This is a genomic window from Pantoea sp. S62, from assembly GCF_016658625.1.
Lineage (GTDB): Bacteria > Pseudomonadota > Gammaproteobacteria > Enterobacterales > Enterobacteriaceae > Pantoea > Pantoea vagans.
Genome location: NZ_JACVVI010000008.1, coordinates 114,760 through 132,912 on the forward strand (window position 1 = coordinate 114,760; position 18,153 = coordinate 132,912).

General features: G+C 56.5%; 16 protein-coding genes. All 16 read right to left on the bottom strand.

Annotated features, from left to right (window positions below):
* Window positions 1-9: 9 nt before the first annotated feature.
* Window positions 10-516: a secA translation cis-regulator SecM gene (secM, locus tag IBT54_RS13505; RefSeq protein WP_370585076.1), complete on the bottom strand. Its 507-nt coding sequence runs from the start codon at window positions 514-516 to the stop codon at window positions 10-12.
* A 301-nt stretch (window positions 517-817) separates the two neighbouring features.
* Window positions 818-1,735 (bottom strand): UDP-3-O-acyl-N-acetylglucosamine deacetylase, encoded by a 918-nt coding sequence (gene lpxC, locus IBT54_RS13510; protein WP_013356769.1) that lies wholly within the window; start codon window positions 1,733-1,735, stop codon window positions 818-820.
* Window positions 1,736-1,836: 101 nt separating this feature from the next.
* Entirely contained in the window at window positions 1,837-2,991 is a 1,155-nt protein-coding gene (ftsZ, locus tag IBT54_RS13515; protein WP_003854738.1) for a cell division protein FtsZ, read from the bottom strand.
* Between the two features lie 71 nt (window positions 2,992-3,062).
* Window positions 3,063-4,319 carry a cell division protein FtsA gene (ftsA, locus tag IBT54_RS13520; protein ID WP_010253890.1) on the bottom strand — a complete coding sequence of 419 codons (1,257 nt, stop codon included), beginning with the start codon at window positions 4,317-4,319 and terminating at the stop codon, window positions 3,063-3,065.
* A complete protein-coding gene (gene ftsQ, locus IBT54_RS13525) occupies window positions 4,316-5,155 on the bottom strand; it encodes a cell division protein FtsQ (RefSeq protein WP_201252297.1) in 840 nt (279 codons plus the stop codon). The genes ftsA and ftsQ overlap by 4 nt, the downstream gene beginning before the upstream one ends.
* A gap of 1 nt (window position 5,156) precedes the next feature.
* Window positions 5,157-6,077 carry a D-alanine--D-alanine ligase gene (locus IBT54_RS13530; RefSeq protein WP_147789394.1) on the bottom strand — a complete coding sequence of 307 codons (921 nt, stop codon included), beginning with the start codon at window positions 6,075-6,077 and terminating at the stop codon, window positions 5,157-5,159.
* Window positions 6,067-7,545 (bottom strand): UDP-N-acetylmuramate--L-alanine ligase, encoded by a 1,479-nt coding sequence (gene murC / locus IBT54_RS13535; RefSeq protein WP_013356766.1) that lies wholly within the window; start codon window positions 7,543-7,545, stop codon window positions 6,067-6,069. Before murC ends, IBT54_RS13530 begins: the two co-directional genes overlap by 11 nt.
* Before the next feature lie 70 nt (window positions 7,546-7,615).
* On the bottom strand, window positions 7,616-8,674 hold the full coding sequence (gene murG, locus IBT54_RS13540) for an undecaprenyldiphospho-muramoylpentapeptide beta-N-acetylglucosaminyltransferase (RefSeq protein ID WP_013356765.1): 1,059 nt from the start codon (window positions 8,672-8,674) through the stop codon (window positions 7,616-7,618).
* Window positions 8,671-9,885, bottom strand: a complete 1,215-nt coding sequence (gene ftsW / locus IBT54_RS13545; RefSeq protein ID WP_003854750.1) for a cell division protein FtsW — start codon at window positions 9,883-9,885, stop codon at window positions 8,671-8,673. The genes murG and ftsW overlap by 4 nt, the downstream gene beginning before the upstream one ends.
* Window positions 9,885-11,201, bottom strand: coding sequence for a UDP-N-acetylmuramoyl-L-alanine--D-glutamate ligase (gene murD / locus IBT54_RS13550; RefSeq protein ID WP_201252298.1), 1,317 nt, complete (start codon window positions 11,199-11,201; stop codon window positions 9,885-9,887). Before murD ends, ftsW begins: the two co-directional genes overlap by 1 nt.
* Window positions 11,202-11,203: 2 nt before the next feature.
* Entirely contained in the window at window positions 11,204-12,286 is a 1,083-nt protein-coding gene (mraY, locus tag IBT54_RS13555) for a phospho-N-acetylmuramoyl-pentapeptide-transferase (protein ID WP_013356763.1), read from the bottom strand.
* Window positions 12,280-13,638 (bottom strand): UDP-N-acetylmuramoyl-tripeptide--D-alanyl-D-alanine ligase, encoded by a 1,359-nt coding sequence (gene murF / locus IBT54_RS13560; protein WP_201252299.1) that lies wholly within the window; start codon window positions 13,636-13,638, stop codon window positions 12,280-12,282. The genes mraY and murF overlap by 7 nt, the downstream gene beginning before the upstream one ends.
* Entirely contained in the window at window positions 13,635-15,122 is a 1,488-nt protein-coding gene (gene murE / locus IBT54_RS13565) for a UDP-N-acetylmuramoyl-L-alanyl-D-glutamate--2,6-diaminopimelate ligase (protein ID WP_201252300.1), read from the bottom strand. Before murE ends, murF begins: the two co-directional genes overlap by 4 nt.
* Entirely contained in the window at window positions 15,109-16,878 is a 1,770-nt protein-coding gene (locus IBT54_RS13570; RefSeq protein ID WP_013356760.1) for a peptidoglycan glycosyltransferase FtsI, read from the bottom strand. Before IBT54_RS13570 ends, murE begins: the two co-directional genes overlap by 14 nt.
* A gap of 16 nt (window positions 16,879-16,894) precedes the next feature.
* A complete protein-coding gene (ftsL, locus tag IBT54_RS13575; protein ID WP_003854764.1) occupies window positions 16,895-17,215 on the bottom strand; it encodes a cell division protein FtsL in 321 nt (106 codons plus the stop codon).
* Window positions 17,212-18,153: a 16S rRNA (cytosine(1402)-N(4))-methyltransferase RsmH gene (gene rsmH, locus IBT54_RS13580; protein ID WP_013356759.1), complete on the bottom strand. Its 942-nt coding sequence runs from the start codon at window positions 18,151-18,153 to the stop codon at window positions 17,212-17,214. The genes ftsL and rsmH overlap by 4 nt, the downstream gene beginning before the upstream one ends.

An 18,153-nucleotide genomic window follows, 5' to 3' on the forward strand; every position in this document is an offset into this window, starting at 1 on the left:
CCAAAAATATTAGCAGAACAATCGGGCGGGTCCGGCGCGAATGCCATGCACGCTGGCATGCCATTCTACCCATGAGCGGGTAGTGGCCGTGAAAAGAGGCGGTACAGATATCTGCTGCGGTGCAGTGTGCAGCGCAGAATGCGATGTCAGTAAATTATGCAGTGAGTCGATCAGCGCCAGCTTTTGTGCCGCCAGCGGTAACTGCTGTTGCTCCGCCTGCACCTGAGGTGCCAGCGTGAAAGAGAGGTGACGAATAACGGTGCGGATGGCGTGCTGATGCCAGTAATCCACGCTGAAGCTTGGACGTCGGGATGCTTCCTGAAGCCGGATTAAATGATCGAAGCTTGTGGCATTGCCAAGAAAGAGACTACTTGCCGGCGATTCAGACGAGGCGTTGAGTTCGGAGCTTTGCGCACAGGCTGGCAGGCCAAAGCTGGCCGCTACCATCCCTAACAGGAGATGGGGCCAGAAGTAGCGTCTACCTAATTGTCGCCAGCGCAGAAGAATCCCGATCACAACCTTTCCATCGCGCATGCTCTGTTGCGCTCTTGATTTCGTGTACCCGCCGCGAGCCGCAACGGATTTCGGCCTGTAAAAGCGCCACAGATAGTAACATTAATGTGGGGCATCCACACCTGGGATTAAAGAGGCGGCGTGAGAAAACGCGTGTGATTGTTCAGCAATTCAGCAGAACAGACAACGCTTTGCGAGCAAGGTCGCAGTCATCAGGTGTGTTACGGAAGGCAATAAAAAAACGGCTGGTGCCGCTGACCGGAGAGGGTGTCAGCATAACCAGCCGTTTCACGTTCTGGGGTAGTTAAGCCAGAACCAGATTCGGTGCTTTGAATGCCACTGGCAGTTCAGCTTCGTCTTCGAAGGTAGCCCATTCCCAGGCTTCCTGCTTCGCAAGAACCGCCTGCAACAGCTTGTTGTTCAGCGCGTGGCCCGATTTGAACGCAGTGAATGCGCCAATAATGTTATGACCACACATAAACAAGTCGCCAATCGCGTCCAGCATTTTGTGACGGACAAACTCGTCTTCAAAACGCAGACCTTCTTCATTCAGTACGCGGAAATCATCCAGACCTATCGCACAATCTAAGCTACCGCCCAGGCACAGGCCTTTAGACTGCAGATATTCGATTTCACGCATAAAGCCAAATGTACGCGCCCGGCTGATTTGACGAACAAAGGCGTCAGCAGAGAAGTTCATCGCATAGCGCTGTGAGCTGGAATCGATAGCCGGGTGTTTGAAGTCAATGGTGAAATCGAGCGAGAAACCGTTGTACGGTTTGATCTCTGCCCATTTGTCACCCTCTTCCACACGCACGGTCTGCTTAACGCGCACAAATTTCTTCGCGCTGTTGAGCTGCTCGATACCCGCATCCATCAGCAGATAGATAAACGGTGCTGCGCTGCCATCCATGATCGGGATTTCTGGCGCATCGACTTCAACAATAATGTTGTCGATACCCAGACCCGCCAGGGCGGCATTAAGGTGTTCAACCGTTGAAATACGCACGCCTTCATCATTCACCAGGCAGGTACTCAGCATGGTGTCGCGCACGTATTTTGCATCAGCCGGAAAATCTACCGGTGGATTCAAGTCGGTGCGACGATAGATGACCCCGGTGTTAGCCGACGCAGGGCGTAATGTCAGTGTGACTTTTTTGCCGGTATGTAAACCGACGCCAGTCGCCTGAACAATACGTTTTAATGTCCTTTGTTTGATCATCGCATTATCTCGCAGTATCACCTTTCCGACCGCCAGTATACTTTACCAGCGGACAGACACTTTAGCACAAAGAGCGGAGAATCCCAATTATAGGGTTAATCCTAGTCGGCCTGCTTACGTAAAAAGGCCGGAATATCAAGATAGTCTGGCTCTTTATTCGACTGCGCAGCCTGGTCGTTAACGACTTTGGCAGCAGGCTTCTGCTCCTGCGGCAGTGGTGACATACCGTGCTGCTGATAGCGATGATCCATCACTGGCTGGCTGGCTGGCTTGTTGGTGACCAGCGTGATTTCCGGACGCTTGTCCATGCCAATACCGGTTGCCACGACAGTGACGCGCAGTTCGTCGTTCATTTCCGGATCCAGCGACGTACCGATTACCACGGTCGCGTTGTCAGAGGCGAAGGCACGAATAGTGTTACCCACGGTTTCGAACTCATCCAGACGCAGGTCGAAGCCCGCAGTAATGTTGACCAGCACGCCACGGGCGCCAGACAGGTCGATATCTTCCAGCAGTGGGCTGGAGATCGCCATTTCAGCCGCTTCTTCCGCACGATCTTCACCGCACGCCACGCCTGAACCCATCATTGCATAGCCCATTTCGGACATCACGGTACGCACGTCAGCAAAGTCGACGTTCATCAGGCCCGGACGAGTGATCAGTTCGGCGATACCCTGGACTGCGCCTTTCAGCACGTCATTGGCCGCACCAAACGCATCCAGCAGGGAAATGCCACGACCCAGCACTTTCAGCAGCTTGTCGTTTGGAATGGTAATCAGTGAATCGACATGCTTGGAGAGTTCAGCGATCCCCTGCTCGGCAAACGCCATGCGTTTTTTGCCTTCGAAGTTGAATGGCTTGGTGACAACCGCCACCGTCAGGATACCGAGATCCTTGGCCACTTCAGCAACCACAGGTGCTGCACCGGTACCGGTACCGCCGCCCATGCCTGCTGCGATGAAGACCATGTCTGCCCCTTCCAGCGCAGCCCGCAGTGCTTCGCGATCTTCTTCTGCAGAGTTACGGCCCACTTCCGGGTTCGCACCCGCACCCAGACCTTTGGTAATGTTATTACCGATCTGGATGGTCTGGCCGACCGCTGTTTTACGCAGCGCTTGCGCGTCGGTATTCACAGCAAAGAATTCCACACCTTCGATACGTTCGCGTACCATGTGCTCTACGGCGTTACCGCCGCCGCCACCGACGCCGATGACTTTAATCACCGCGTCGTTGGTTAATTCCATAGGTTCAAACATGATTTCTCTCCGTTATGTGCCTGTCGCCTGGAGATCATTAAAGAAAACAGCATGATCCCCTTTCACAAAAATTAAAACTCTTTTTTTAACCAACTGTTAATACGCTTGAACCAGTTACCTACTGAAACCCGTTTTTCGGTCTCTGCATCACCGTTCATGTGCGACTCTTTGCCGTAATGCAACAGTCCCACGGCGGTGGAGTAGTACGATTCCTGCGCATAGTCAGTCAGGCCGGTAATATTCAGCGGCTGTCCGATACGCACCTGCGTATGGAATACGCGTTGCGCACAGGCCGCCAGTCCTTCGATTTGCGCTGCACCACCGGTCAGGACAATGCCTGCGGCCAGATGATGCTTCACGCCCTGCTGACGCAGTTGTTCCTGTAACTGCAGAATCTCGTCATTGACCAGATTCAAAAGTTCGGTATAACGCGGCTCAATCACTTCCGCCAGCGTCTGACGTTGCAGGCTGCGCGGTGGACGTCCTCCTACGCTCGGCACTTCAACGTTCTCATCTTTGCCGACAATCGAGCCCAGCGCACAGCCATGGCGCACTTTAATCGCTTCAGCATCCGTTGGTGGTGTACCAAACGCATAGGCGATATCGCTGGTGACGACGTTGCCTGCATACGGAATCACCTTAGTGTGCCGTAAAGCGCCGCCGGTATATACGGCTATGTCCATTGTACCGCCACCAATATCGACAACACAGACGCCCAGCTCACGTTCGTCTTCAGTCAGAACCGCAAAACTGGAGGCGAGGCCGGCAAAAATCAGCTGATCCACTTTCAGTCCGCAACGCTCAACGGCTTTAACGATGTTCTTCGCCATATCGTTGTGGCAGGTGATCAGGTGTACTTTTGCCTGCATGCGCACGCCGGACAGCCCGACCGGATTCTTAATCCCTTCCTGATAATCGATTGCGTATTCCTGAGGAATTACATGCAGGATGCGGTGCTCGTCACGTACTCTCACCGATTTGGCGGTATGTACAACGTTCTCTACATCATCCTGAGTCACTTCCTCTTCCGAAATCGGAACCATCCCGATTTCGTTCTGACAACTGATATGTTTGCCCGATAAAGCAAGGTAGACGGAGGAGATCTGGCAATCTGCCATCAGCTCAGCCTGATCGATGGCGCGCTGAACGCATTTCACCACCGACTCAAGGTCGTTTACGCCACCTTTATCCATACCGCGGGAAGGGCAGCTGCCCACCCCAATAATGTTGACCATACCATCGGGCAGAACTTCCCCAACCAGGGCGGCAACCTTTGCAGTGCCGATTTCGAGTCCAACTACCAGTTTTCTGTCCGTTGCCTTGATCATTGTTGTTTAGCCTGTGCCTGGTTCTGTTGCTGATTACTGTCCTGTGGCTCCATCACGACCGGTGTCCAGCCAACAGAAGCGCCAGAGTCGTATCGCAAATCCACGTAGCTGATACGTTTGCTCTCGTTCTGACCTTGCTGTTGCAGCACCGGGTAGAGCTCAATAAAGCGATTCAATCGTTTCATGGTGTCGCTGCGGCCCAGTTCGATACGTACATCATCGCTGGTGACCAGCTGCCATGAACGACGGGCCGTCATCGACGCCACCTTCAGGGTAAACTTCCGGGCTTTCAGCACATCATCCATGCTGTGATAGCCCGCCAGGACCTCTTTCTCACTCCCTTCTGGCCCATACAACATCGGCATTGTTTCTTTGCCGGCATGACTGGCGGGTACGCTGAAGGAGACACCTTCAGCATCCACCATATGCAAATCGTTCCAGCGCGCCACCGGCGTATACTCCACCAGATGGATTTTCAGTTCGTCCGGCCACTGCTTACGTACGCTGACCTGCTTAATCCACGGCAGCCGCTCAATCTGCTGCTGAAGGATATCCACATCCTGAGACATAAATGTGCCAGGCGGACCCAGCGACAGAATCGCCTGGCGGATATCGTCGTGGGTGGTGTAGTGCGTCTGTCCTGTCACCACCAGTTTTGACAGCGGCACCCGGGACGCATCGTTCATCCACTTCAGCACTACCAGCCCGCCGGCAACCATAATCCCGATAACCATCAGCAGAAAAACAATGCCGAACAGTCGGGCTCCGTTACTGCGCCCGGTGCGAATACGCTCCTGCGGTTCACGGTTTCGAACTCTCATCGCCGCCTGTGACATATCAGTCGGCCAGCTCCAGAATATGGGCAACCAGCTGCGGGAAACTCATGCCCGCCTGTTTCGCAGCCATAGGAACCAGACTGTGGCTGGTCATGCCCGGAGAGGTATTGGCTTCCAGCAACTGAAAGCGCCCTTCCCCATCCGTCATCACATCAACCCGTCCCCAGCCACGACAGCCCAGTGCACGCCAGGCCGCCAGCACCAGCTGCTGTAATTCAGCTTCACGTTCAGCGCTTAAATCGGCCGGACAGACGTACTGAGTATCGTCAGAAATGTATTTAGCTTCATAGTCATAGAACTCACTGGCGCTCTTTATTTCAATTGAGGGCAGAATACGATCGCCCACAATCGCGACGGTATACTCCGCGCCGCTGAGAAACGCCTCGACCAGTACGTCATTGTCGTGCTTAAACGCCATGTCCAGTGCGGCAGGCAGCGCGCTCAGATCGTTAACCCGGCTGATACCCACACTCGAGCCTTCACAGGCTGGCTTTACAAACAGTGGCAGACCCAGCGCCGCAATTGCTGCGTTGCTCTCTGCATCCAGCCCGGCATCAAACTGCTGACGCGTCAGCCAGACAAATTTGCCTGAGGGTAATCCGCGACCCTGCCACAGCAGTTTGGTGCGCAGCTTATCCATGGTCACAGCCGATGCCATTACGCCGCTGCCGGTGTAAGGCAGTTGCAGGAACTCCAGCACCGCCTGCATCGTGCCATCTTCTCCGCCCCGGCCATGCAGCGCGATAAAGGCTTTGGCAAAGCCCTGCTCTTTCAGCGTCAGCACCGATACATCACGGGTGTCGACGCCATGCGCATCGATGCCCATTTCCCGCAGTCCGGCGACGACGGCCTGACCCGAGTTCAGCGAAACCTCACGCTCTGCTGAGGTGCCGCCCATTAATACGGCAACTTTATCCGCCATGACGATCCTCCGCTTTGCGTTCCGGCTGGAGCTTAGTCTCCGCCAGCTTGCGGGCAACCTTGCCGACGTTACCGGCGCCCTGCACCAGGATCAGGTCATTGCCTGACAGAAGTGGTGCCAGCATTTCCGGCAGCGCGTCATGTTCCGGCACCAGAATCGGATCAACCTTGCCCCGGTTACGAATGGCACGGCACAGCGAACGGCTGTCAGCACCCGGAATCGCGGTTTCACCGGCGGAGTACACATCCAGCATCAGCAACACATCGACATGCGACAGCACGTTGGCGAAATCATCAAACAAATCGCGGGTACGGCTGTATCGGTGCGGCTGAAACACCATCACCAGTTTTTTATCCGGCCAGCCTGCGCGCGCGGCTTTAATCGTCGCGTCCACTTCGGTTGGGTGATGACCGTAATCATCCACCAGCATGGCGGTGCCCGGCTGACCGTTCACTGGCTCAGTCGGGAATTCACCCAGCAGATCAAAGCGACGGCCCGTGCCCTGGAAACTCTCCAGCGCAGCCAGGATGGCATTGTCTTCAATGCCCTCTTCACTGGCGACGGCAACCGCGGCTGCCGCGTTCAGGGCGTTATGGCGACCCGGCGCATTCAGCGTAATCTGCAGCGGCGCTTTGTCCTGACGGATCAGGGTAAAATGCCCCTGCGCGCCACTCTGCTCGTAGTTTTCAATGCGCAGATCCGCATCGTCACTGAAACCGTAGGTGGTGATATGACGGCCCACGCGCGGGATCAGGTCACGGATAACCACATCATCTACACACATCACCGCACGACCGTAAAACGGCAGGTTGTGCAGGAAGTTAATAAACGTCTGCTTCAGGTTCTCAAAATCGCCCTGATAGGTGTCCATATGGTCAGCTTCGATGTTGGTCACAATGGCCACCATCGGCTGCAGATGCAGGAACGACGCATCGCTCTCATCCGCTTCGGCAATCAGATAGCGGCTGTGACCCAGACGAGCATGGGTGCCTGCTGCTTTGACCAGGCCGCCGTTAACGAAAGTCGGATCAAGACCGGCTTCCGCATAAATACTCGACACCATCGCCGTGGTGGTCGTTTTGCCATGCGTACCCGCAACGGCGATGCCGTGACGGAAACGCATCAGTTCAGCCAGCATCTCCGCGCGACGGATGACCGGGATACGCTGTTCACGAGCCGCTACCAATTCCGGGTTATCCTGCGATACGGCGCTGGAGACCACAACGACGCTCGCATCAGTCACGTTTTCGGGGCGATGGTTAAAATAAATGGTGGCGCCCAGGGCGATCAGGTTCTGCGTCACCGGGTTAGGGGCCAGATCTGAACCGCTGATATGGTAGCCTTCATTTGCTAACACTTCGGCAATACCGCCCATGCCAGCACCACCGATGCCGACAAAGTGGATGTGCCGGACGCGACGCATCTCGGGCACGATAGAACGCAGTTTTGCCAATTGTTGTGTATTCATCGCTCTCAGTTACCTGCTATTTCAGTTTGTACCCACTTCGGGTACAGGTCAGACACGCTGACCGGAATGATTACTTTGCGGCGCGAGCCACTTCCTGAGCGACCCGTCCAGTCGCATCGGGGATCGCCACCTGACGGGCCTGCTCGGCCATCGTCAGCAGTGTTGCGCGGTCCCAGTGGCGTAGCAAATCCGCTACAGCCTCCGCAGTAAATTGCGGCTGCTCAAAAATTCTGGCGGCGCCCGCTTTCTCCAGCGGCAGCGCGTTCCAGTACTGCTGGCGATCTTTGTGCTGAAACGGCACGAAAATCGCCGGTAAACCAGCGGCAGCGACTTCGCTCACGGTTAATGCGCCGGAGCGACATACCACCACATCAGCCCAGGCGTAGGCGGCAGCCATGTCATCAATAAACTCAGTGACCTTATGCTGCGTCTGTCCCACCTGCTGATACGCTTTCTCTGTTTCGGGCTGTGCCCCTTTACCGGTCTGATGCCACAGGGTGATCTCATCACCCACCAGCGCCGCAACCTGCGGCAGCGTCTGGTTCAGAATCCGCGCCCCCTGACTGCCCCCAATCACCAGCACCCGAATCGGGCCATGACGATCCGCCAGACGTTGCGCGGGTAAAGGCAGAGCCAGAACATCGGTACGAACCGGATTCCCCACCACATCGGCGGCGGGAAACGCGCCCGGAAACGCCTGCAGTACTTTGGTAGCGATTTTCGCCAGCCATTTGTTAGTCAGCCCGGCGATCCCGTTCTGCTCATGCAGCACCACCGGAATTCCGCAGCTCCAGGCCGCTAAGCCGCCTGGTCCTGAAACGTAGCCGCCCATGCCCAGCACAACATCCGGCTGCCAGTCTTTCATAATGCGACGCGCCTGGCGCCAGGCATTGAAGATACGCAGCGGTGCCAGCAGCAGTGCTTTCATGCCCTTCCCGCGCAATCCGCTGATACGGATGAAGTCGATGTCGATGCCGTGTTTTGGCACCAGATCGGCTTCCATACGGTCGGCTGTGCCTAACCAGCGAACCTGCCAGCCCTGTTCCATCAGATGATGGGCGACAGCCAGACCGGGAAAGACATGTCCGCCAGTTCCGCCTGCCATCACCATCAATCGCTTACCGCTCATCGACCACCTCGGGTAAACGCCTGCGCTTTCGCCAGGCGCGTTTCATAATCTATGCGTAATAAAAAGACGATGGCGGTCGACATAATGATCAGACTCGACCCACCGTAACTGATCAGCGGTAAGGTCAGGCCTTTGGTCGGTAACATACCGGCTGCAGCCCCGACGTTAACCAGCGCCTGGAAGCTGAACCAGACACCGATTGAACAGGCTAAAAAGCCGGAAAAACGCTGATCCAGTTCCAGAGCACGACGGCCAATCGACATCGCACGAAAAGCGACGAAGAATACCATTAAAAGTGCCAGTACCACACCGACATAGCCGAGTTCTTCCCCGATGATGGCGAAAATAAAGTCGGTATGCGCTTCCGGCAGATATTCCAGCTTTTGCACCGAGTTACCGAGTCCCTGCCCCCAGAATTCTCCGCGACCAAATGCCATCAGAGACTGTGTCAGCTGGTAGCCACTACCAAACGGATCTTCCCACGGATTCCAGAACGAGGTCACACGGCGCATACGATAAGGTTCTGCAATGATCAGCAGGATCACCGCAAAAATGCCGGAGCCGATGATGGCCATGAACTGCCACAGCTTGGCACCGGCAAGGAACAGCATCGCCAGCGTGGTGACAAACAGCACCACCACCGTACCCAGGTCAGGCTGCGCCAGCAGTAACACCGCCAGCACGACCATCACGCCCATCGGCTTACAGAAGCCCCAGAAGTTGTTTCGCACCTCTTCCACTTTGCGCACCAGGTAGCTGGCGAGATAGCAAAACAGGGAAAGCTTCGACAGCTCTGCAGGCTGGATACGCAGCGGACCCAGCGCGATCCAGCGCGAGGCACCGTTGACCGAGCTGCCGACGACCAGAACAATCAGCAGCATCGCCACCGTGACCATCAGCATCACGTTGCTGTAGCGCTGCCAGAAATCCATCGGTACCCGCAGTGTGACCAGCGCCATACCCAAAGCCAGTACAATGTAGAACGCATCACGTTTGGCGAAGTAGAAGAGATCGTCATTCAGACGCTGACCTACCGGCATAGACGCCGACGTCACCATCACAAAACCAATTACCGCCAGGCCCAGCGTCAGCCATAACAGTGTGCGGTCATAGAGCACCAGCGATGAATCATCACTTTCGCGTGCGCCCATCACCCAGTCTTTCAGGCGTCCTGAGAAGTAACCCGCCAGTCCGGCACCAGGAATACGCATCAGCTCAGCTCCTTCGCCAGTTGCGCGAACTGCTCACCGCGCTGCTCAAAGTTACGGAACTGGTCAAGGCTGGCGCAGGCCGGCGACAGCAGAACCATATCGCCTGCTTTAACCTGCGGCGCGATCTGCTCCATTGCCTGTCGCATCGTTTCCGTGCGCACAGCGATGTCAGGACGCAGTGCGGCCAGCGCATCGCCGTCACGGCCAAAGCAGTAAAGGCGCACGTTGTTGCCCTGAAGCCACGGGATCAGCGGTGTAAAATCGGCTGACTTACCATCACCGCCCATCAGCAGCCACAGCGTTCCCTGAACCTGCAGGCCGTTCAGCGCCGCTTCGGTGCTGCCGACGTTGGTCGCTTTGGAGTCATTAATCCAGCGTACGCCCTGGTGTTCATGGACCAGCTGGAAGCGATGCGCCAGACCGTTAAATTGCGTTAAGGCCGCGAGGCTGGAGGCGCGTGGCAGACCGACCGCATCGGCCAGCGCCAGCGCAGCCAGCGCGTTGGTGTAGTTATGCTGTCCCACCATCTTCATTTCAGCGGTGTTCAGGACTTTCTCACCTTTCACCCGCAGCCAGATACTGCCCTGCTGCTTGTTAAGGTGGTAGTCACCGAAATCGACACCAAAGCTGACACAGCGCTTATCCGCACCACGTACCGGCATCGTCAGCGCATCATCAGCGTTAACGATGCAGATCTGCGCATTCTCATAGACCCGCAGCTTGGCAGCACGATACTGCTGCATACCCAGCGGATAGCGGTCCATATGATCTTCGGTGACGTTAAGCACGGTTGCCGCAGCCGCTTTCAGACTGTGGGTGGTCTCAAGCTGGAAACTGGAGAGTTCCAGTACATAAAGTTGGGCCGGTGATTGCAGCAGACTCAGCGCGGGCAGACCGATATTGCCACCGACGCCCACCTGCCAGCCTGCGGCTTTCGCCATCTCACCTACCAGCGTGGTCACGGTGCTTTTGCCGTTGGAACCAGTAATTGCCACGATGGGAGCCTGCGCCTCGCGGCAGAACAGCTCAATGTCACCGACGATTTCAATTCCGGCTTCTACCGCTTCGCTGAGAATCGGATGCGCCAGTGCGACGCCAGGGCTGGCAACAATCAGATCGGCCGCCAGTAGCCAGTCACCGTTAATGCCGCCCAGATGGCGTTCAACCTGCCCGGGCAATTTATCCAGCCCCGGCGGCGAGACACGGGTGTCCATCACGCGAGGCGTGACGCCCTGCGCTAAAAAGAAATCAACACAGGAGAGCCCGGTAAGGCCCAGTCCGATGATGACGACTTTTCTACCCCGATAGTCAGCCATGATTAACGCACCTTCAGCGTGGCCAGGCCAATCAGCACCAGCATTAGCGAAATAATCCAGAAGCGCACGATGACGCGCGGTTCCGGCCAGCCCTTAAGTTCATAGTGGTGATGGATCGGCGCCATGCGGAAAATACGCTGGCCGCGCAACTTGAACGATCCCACCTGAAGGATTACCGACAGCGTTTCAACCACAAATACGCCGCCCATGATCACCAGTAAAAATTCCTGACGCAGTAACACCGCGATGGTGCCCAGCGCGCCGCCTAATGCCAGCGAGCCGACGTCGCCCATAAAGACCTGAGCCGGATAGGTGTTGAACCACAGGAAGCCCAGCCCTGCCCCGACGATAGCGGTACAGACAATCACCAGCTCACCGGCGTGACGCAGATAGGGAATATGAAGGTATTCAGCAAACTTCACGTTACCGGTTGCCCAGGCAACCAGCGCGAAGCCCGCAGCGACAAAGACGGTTGGCATAATCGCCAGGCCATCCAGACCATCGGTCAGATTGACCGCATTACCCGTTCCGACAATGACAAAGTAGGCCAGCAGCACATAAAACAGGCCAAGCTGCGGCATGATGTCTTTGAAAAACGGCACGACCAGTTGAGTCGCAGGGGTATCTTTGCCCGCCGCATAAAGTCCGAACGCCACACCCAGCGAAATCACCGACATCCAGAAATATTTCCAGCGGGCGATCAGGCCTTTGGTGTCTTTACGCACCACTTTGCGGTAGTCATCGACAAAGCCGATGATGCCAAAGCCGACCAGCACGAACAGCACGCACCAGACATAGGGGTTCGACGGATAGGCCCACATCAGTACCGAAATGGTGATGGAAGTCAGAATCATGATGCCGCCCATGGTAGGCGTCCCGCGCTTACTGAAGTGCGATTCCGGACCGTCGTTACGGACGACCTGGCCAATCTGTAATTTCTGCAGCCAGGCGATGAGGCGCGGCCCCATCCAGAGCGAGATAAATAACGCGGTCAGCAGGCTGACAATGGCGCGAAACGTCAGATAGGAAAAGACGTTGAAGCCCGAATAAAAAGCGACCAGATGCTCGGCCAGCCAAACTAACATGTTCCTTTCTCCTTTAAGCTCTGTACTACCTGCTCCATGGCGGCACTACGTGAACCTTTTATCAGGACGGTAATTTCTGAGTGTTGGGACAACAATTCTCGCAAACGTTCAGTCAGCGCCGTCTTATCGCTGAAATGTTCACCAACGCCACTGCTTTCACTAATGAAATGGCTGAATTTTCCACAGGTCAGTACGCGGTCAAGGCCTGCTTCGCGTGCCGCTTCACCGATTTCGCGGTGACATTTTTCAGTCTCTTCGCCCAGTTCCGCCATATCACCCGCGACCAGCACCTGGTAACCTGGCATCTCTGACAGGACCTGGACGGCGGCGGTCATCGAGCCGACGTTAGCGTTGTAGCTGTCATCCAGCAGCAGCTGATGCGCAGAAAGACGCACCGGGAACAGACGACCCGGCACCGACTGCAGGTTTTTCAGTCCCTGCTGAACGGCGCTAAGCGGCGCATCCACCGACAGGGCCAGTGCCGCCGCCGCCAAAGCGTTAGCGATGTTATGACGGCCCGGCAACGGCAGTACGATCTCAGCCGTGCCACGCGGTGTGTTCATCACAAAATGGGTGCCATCCTGCGCAATGCGGATATCACGGGCGGAGAAATCACACTCGGCCGCCTGCGGTGAAAAGCGCCACACGGTTTTATCCTGCAGTGTGCTCTGCCAGTTCGGCCAGTCGTTGCTCTCCGCATTGAGAATGGCAATGCCGTGAGCCGGCAGGCCCTGAAAGATCTCACCTTTCGCTTTAGCAACACCCGCCAGTGAGCCAAAGCCCTCCAGATGGGCCGCGGCCAGATTATTCACCAGCGCACTTTCTGGTTTAACCAGGTCAGTGGTGTAGGCGATTTCGCCCTGATGATTAGCACCCAGCTCGATGACCGCATACTGATGTTCTGCGGTCAGGCGGAGCAGGGTCATCGGCACGCCATAATCGTTGTTGAGATTGCCTGCGGTGTAGAGCGTTTCGCCACACTGACGCAGAATTGCTGCGGTCATCTCCTTAACCGAGGTTTTGCCGGAGGAGCCGGTCAGCGCCACGACGCGGGCGGTCGACTGCTGACGAACCCAGGCACCCAGTCGGCCAAAGGCGATACGGGTATCTTCAACCACCACCTGAGGCACAGCGACAGGTAAATACTTACTCACCAGCAGCGCCTGTGCGCCACTGGCAATCGCCTCTTCAGCGAAGTCGTGTGCATCGAAGCGTTCGCCCACCAGCGCGACAAACAGGCTGCCCGCCGTCACTTTGCGGGTATCGGTGGTCACATCATTCAGGGTTAAATCGCTGCCGTGCAGCGTGCCGCCGGTAATTTCCGCCAGGGTCTTTAATGAAACCGGAATCATGCTGCGCCTCCCAGCAGTGCCGCTACCGTGGCACGATCGGAGTAGTCGAGACGACGGTTGCCGATGATCTGATAATCTTCATGGCCTTTGCCCGCCACCAGCACGATATCGTCAGGCTGTGCCTGCATAATGGCGTTAGTGACCGCTTGCGCACGACCTGATACCACGCGGGCGCGGCCCGGATCCAGCAAACCGGCCAGAATGTCTTTTACAATCGCCTGCGGATCTTCGCTGCGCGGGTTGTCGTCGGTAATCACCACCACATCCGCAAATTGTTCAGCAATCGCCCCCATTAACGGGCGCTTGCCTTTGTCGCGGTCGCCACCGCAGCCAAACAGGCACCAGAGTTTTCCTTTGCAATGCAGACGTGCCGCTTCCAGCGCTTTTTCCAGCGCATCCGGCGTGTGGGCATAATCCACCACGACCGTCGGTTTTCCTGCAGCGCTGAACACTTCCATACGCCCGTTAACGGGCTGTAATCGTGGTGCAACGCTTATCAGCGTCGCCAGCGGATAATCCAGTGACAGCAGGGTCGCCAGCGCCAGCAGCAGATTGCTGACGTTGAACGCGCCCATCAGCGGGCTGTCGATTTCACCGTTGCCCCAGCTGGAGCTGAAACGGATATGAGCCCCGTTGTCGTGGTACTCCACCGCATCGGCTTTCAGCCAGCGGCCATGGCAGCCCGATTGAAGGTTATCTTCCATGGTGACGGCAACCGCATCAGGTAAGCGCGCCAGCCAGCGACGGCCGACTTCATCATCAGCGTTAAGAATCGCCTGTCCGACCTGATGCTCAGAAAACAGTAGCCATTTGGCCGACTCATAGCTCGGCATGTCACCGTGGTAATCGAGGTGATCGCGACTGAGGTTAGTGAAGACCGCTGCAGCAAACGGCAGCGCCGCAACGCGATGCTGCACCAGACCGTGTGAGGAGACTTCCATCGCGGTCAGGGTCGCCCCTTTTTCAGCGAGCTCGTGCAGCATATGCTGAACGTCCACGGCTGAACCGGTAGTATTTTCTGCAGCGACTAAGTGACCCACCAGCCCGTTGCCGACGGTGCCCATCACCGCGCTGGTCTCACCCAGCAGCGTTGCCCACTGCGCCAGCAGCTGGGTAGTCGTGGTTTTACCATTGGTGCCGGTGACGCCAATCAGCGTCTGCTTCTCGCCCGGCTGCTGATAAAAACGTCCTGCTAAAGCCGACAGCCGCTGATGCAGCTGTGCCAGATAGATGACCGGTACGCCGTGCATTTCACGGATTTCGCCGTCAGTCGCTTCACCTTCAGCTTCAGCCACCACGGCGGCAACGCCCTGCGCAATCGCCTGCGGAATGAAACGGCGGCCATCAACCTGATGGCCTGCAACAGCGACAAACAGATCGCCAGACGCCGCCATGCGGCTATCCAGGGTCATGTCGCGCAATGGGCGCGCCGGCGCGCCTGGCACCCAGGGGCCGAGTAAGTCGCGCAGGTTACGATCTGTCACTTGATTCCTCACTTCTGTTAGTCACCAACTCATTCCTGTCATTGGTCGTCGGTAATGCGTCCGGCTCGATGTTCATGGTGCGCAGTACGCCGCCCATGATGGCACCAAACACCGGTGCAGAAACCGCACCGCCATAATACTTGCCAGCCTGGGGATCGTTGATCACCACCACCAGCGCGAATCGGGGATGACTGGCAGGCGCAACGCCTGCGGTATAGGCAATGTATTTATTGACGTAGCGTCCGTCCGGCCCGACTTTTTTCGCCGTACCGGTTTTTATCGCGATGCGATAACCCTTGATTGCCGCTTTAACGCCACCGCCACCGGGCAGCGCCACGCTTTCCATCATGTGCATCACAGTTTTCACCAGTGACTCATCGAAAACGCGTTGTCCCGCGACGGGCGGATCCACTTTGGTAATCGACAGCGGACGGTTAATGCCATAGCTGCCAATCGTTGCGTAGACTCGCGCTAACTGTAACGGCGTTACCATTAGCCCGTAGCCGAAAGAGAAGGTGGCCCTCTCTATGTCAGACCACCGTTGTTTTTTAGGGTATAAGCCACTGCTTTCCCCGACCAGCCCCAAATTGGTCGGTTTGCCCAGTCCAAAGCGCGCGTAAGTTTCTACCAACGCTGAGGAAGGCATCGCTAACGCCAGACGTGAAACACCGACGTTACTCGACTTCTGTAAAACCCCTGTCAGGGTCAATTCGTTGTAGCGCGCCACATCTTTGATCTCATGACCATTGACGCGGTACGGCACGGTATTCAGGACGCTGTTCTCTCTGACCACGCCGCGCTGCAGCGCGGTCATCACCACCATCGGCTTCACGGTAGAACCCGGCTCGAAGATGTCGGTAATCGCGCGGTTACGCATCAGATCTTTTGGCGTATTGGTGAGATTATTCGGGTTGTAAGCCGGACTGTTGGCCATCGCCAGCACTTCACCGGTGTTCACATCCACCAGCACCGCCGTACCCGATTCCGCTTTGTTAAAAGCAACGGCGTTATTCAGTTCACGGTAAACCAGCGCCTGTAAGCGTTCATCAATGCTCAGGGTCAGGTTATGGGCGGCGCGGCTGTCCACAGAGGAGATATCTTCGATGACGCGACCATAACGGTCTTTGCGCACCGTCCGCTCGCCCGGCGCACCGGTCAGCCATTTATCAAAGCTCTTTTCAATGCCTTCGATGCCCTGGCCGTCGATATTGGTAAAGCCAATCAGATGAGAGGTGACCTGCCCGGCAGGATAGTAACGACGCGATTCTTCGCGCAGATGAATACCGGGAAGTTTGAGTTTTTTGACGTATTCACCGATGGCCGGATTAACCTGGCGCGCCAGATAGACAAAGCGGCCTTTAGGGTTGGCATTGACGCGGGCCGCCAGCTGATCAAGCGGAATAGAGAGCGCATCGGACAGCGCTTTCCAGCGGCTGTCGAGCGTTACGCCACCACCAGCATGCAGCTCTTTTGGATCAGCCCAGATGGCATTAACCGGTACACTGACAGCCAGTGGGCGGCCAGCGCGATCGCTGATCATCCCGCGCGAAGTCGGCACTGCCTGAACACGCAGCGAGCGCAAATCGCCCTCTTTCACCAGCTTGCCGGGATTGATGACCTGCAGCCAGGCCACACGCGACAGCAAGCCACCCAGCGCCAGTAAAATACAGCCGCACAGCAACGCAAAACGCCAGCTTACAAAGCTGGCTTTATCTTCCGGTTTCTTTAACTTCAGCGTTCTGCCTGTGCCGCTCATTCGCTATCTGAAATCCTTATTTCTGCACCACGATATTTTCTTGTGAAGGATCAACGTGCTGCAGCTGCAGCTTTTCGGTGGCGATGCGTTCAACCCGGCTATGGTCGCCCAGCGCATTCTCTTCCAGAATCAGGTTGCGCCACTCGATATCCAGCGCATCACGCTCCAGCACCAGCTGTTCGCGCTGCGCGGTCAGCAGTCGTGTTTTATGGGTGGTGGTGACCACCAGCACGGCAGACACCACCACAGCGATCAGCAACAGCACCGGAATCTTGCCTTTTCGCAGCAAATCCCCGCCGATGACGGCGGGCAGACTGTGGCGCTCATTACCGATCATGCGTCGGTTTTCTCCGCGATACGTAATACCGAACTGCGCGCACGTGGATTTTCAGAGACTTCAGCATCACCCGGTGACATCTTGCCAAGCAGCTTCAGCTCACGCCCGCCCAGCGCTCGCAGCTGATGTTCAGTCATCGGTATCCCGGCTGGCACCTGTGGCCCGCGACTCTGATCGCGCATAAAGCGCTTCACCAGCCGATCTTCCAGTGAATGGAAGCTGATAACAGAGAGGCGCCCCTGTGGTGCCAGCACCTCAACCGCCCCTTTCAGAGCAATATCGATCTCTTCCAGTTCGCTGTTAATCCAGATACGAATGGCCTGGAAGCTGCGTGTAGCCGGATGCTTAAACTTATCTTTCACCGGCATGGCGACAGAGATCACTTCAGCCAGCTCCCGGGTGCGGGTCATCGGCTGTTCACGATTGCGCTCGACAATGGCCCGGGCAATACGTTTAGAGAATCGCTCTTCACCGTAGGTCTTCAGGACGAAGGCGATATCCGCTTCTTCCGCGTGCAGTAACCATTCTGCGGCGGAGTGACCGCGCGAAGGGTCCATGCGCATATCCAGTGGTCCGTCACGCATAAAGGAGAAGCCGCGTTCGGCGTCATCCAGTTGCGGTGATGAAACCCCCAGATCGAGTAAAATGCCGTCAATTTTCCCGACTAAATCCCGTTCAGCGACATACTCTGCCAGCGCGGAAAAAGGGCCATGGATAATTGAAAAACGCGGATCGGTGATCTCAGCGGCAGCGGCGATAGCTTGCGGATCGCGATCGATGGCGATCAGCCTTCCCTTCTCTCCCAGTTGCGAAAGAATCAGGCGTGAATGGCCACCACGGCCAAAAGTGCCGTCGATGTAAATACCGTCTTCCCTGATATTGAGGCCGTTAACCGCCTCATCCAACAGTACGGTGGTATGTTTGAAATTTTCCTGCAT

What these genes read in the sequence shown, in the direction of transcription:
- lpxC (WP_013356769.1), bottom strand. Translation starts at nt 1,735, where the DNA reads ATGATCAAACAAAGGACATTAAAACGTATTGTTCAGGCGACTGGCGTC.
- ftsZ (WP_003854738.1), bottom strand. Translation starts at nt 2,991, where the DNA reads ATGTTTGAACCTATGGAATTAACCAACGACGCGGTGATTAAAGTCATC.
- ftsA (WP_010253890.1), bottom strand. Translation starts at nt 4,319, where the DNA reads ATGATCAAGGCAACGGACAGAAAACTGGTAGTTGGACTCGAAATCGGC.
- ftsQ (WP_201252297.1), bottom strand. Translation starts at nt 5,155, where the DNA reads ATGTCACAGGCGGCGATGAGAGTTCGAAACCGTGAACCGCAGGAGCGT.
- IBT54_RS13530 (WP_147789394.1), bottom strand. Translation starts at nt 6,077, where the DNA reads ATGGCGGATAAAGTTGCCGTATTAATGGGCGGCACCTCAGCAGAGCGT.
- murC (WP_013356766.1), bottom strand. Translation starts at nt 7,545, where the DNA reads ATGAATACACAACAATTGGCAAAACTGCGTTCTATCGTGCCCGAGATG.
- murG (WP_013356765.1), bottom strand. Translation starts at nt 8,674, where the DNA reads ATGAGCGGTAAGCGATTGATGGTGATGGCAGGCGGAACTGGCGGACAT.
- ftsW (WP_003854750.1), bottom strand. Translation starts at nt 9,885, where the DNA reads ATGCGTATTCCTGGTGCCGGACTGGCGGGTTACTTCTCAGGACGCCTG.
- murD (WP_201252298.1), bottom strand. Translation starts at nt 11,201, where the DNA reads ATGGCTGACTATCGGGGTAGAAAAGTCGTCATCATCGGACTGGGCCTT.
- mraY (WP_013356763.1), bottom strand. Translation starts at nt 12,286, where the DNA reads ATGTTAGTTTGGCTGGCCGAGCATCTGGTCGCTTTTTATTCGGGCTTC.
- murF (WP_201252299.1), bottom strand. Translation starts at nt 13,638, where the DNA reads ATGATTCCGGTTTCATTAAAGACCCTGGCGGAAATTACCGGCGGCACG.
- IBT54_RS13570 (WP_013356760.1), bottom strand. Translation starts at nt 16,878, where the DNA reads ATGAGCGGCACAGGCAGAACGCTGAAGTTAAAGAAACCGGAAGATAAA.
- ftsL (WP_003854764.1), bottom strand. Translation starts at nt 17,215, where the DNA reads ATGATCGGTAATGAGCGCCACAGTCTGCCCGCCGTCATCGGCGGGGAT.
- rsmH (WP_013356759.1), bottom strand. Translation starts at nt 18,153, where the DNA reads ATGCAGGAAAATTTCAAACATACCACCGTACTGTTGGATGAGGCGGTT.